The following is a 407-nucleotide window of genomic DNA, read 5'->3' on the forward strand; positions in this document are numbered from 1 at the left end:
GTTGTGGCAGAAACGCAAAGTGATGCGCAAGGTCACTACCAGTTTACGAATGTTAAAAAAGGCAAATATGAAGTGATATTCACAACGCCTGAAGGTTACGAAGCGACAAGTAAGCATACAACAGCAAATACAGAAAAAGATTCCGACGGTTTAGTAGCGAAAATCGAAGTGACTAAAGACGACAACAGTATTGATGCAGGTTTCTTCCCATTGAAGAACTGGAACCCAGAAGAACCAACCTACACAATTGGAGATTTCGTATGGGAAGATGGTGATCACAATGGTGTACAAAATGAAGGTGAAACAGGGTTAGCGAATGTCACTGTAACATTGAAAAATGAACAAGGTGAAGTTGTGGCAGAAACGCAAAGTGATGCGCAAGGTCACTACCAGTTTACGAATGTTAA

1 protein-coding gene is annotated in these 407 nt (G+C 41.0%); it reads left to right on the plus strand.

Features of this window, described 5'->3' with window-relative positions:
* On the plus strand, positions 1–407 hold a 407-nt coding region (locus CD118_RS09415; protein WP_240621927.1), incomplete at both ends, for an MSCRAMM family adhesin SdrC.

The organism is Staphylococcus coagulans (genome assembly GCF_002901995.1).
GTDB lineage: Bacteria > Bacillota > Bacilli > Staphylococcales > Staphylococcaceae > Staphylococcus > Staphylococcus coagulans.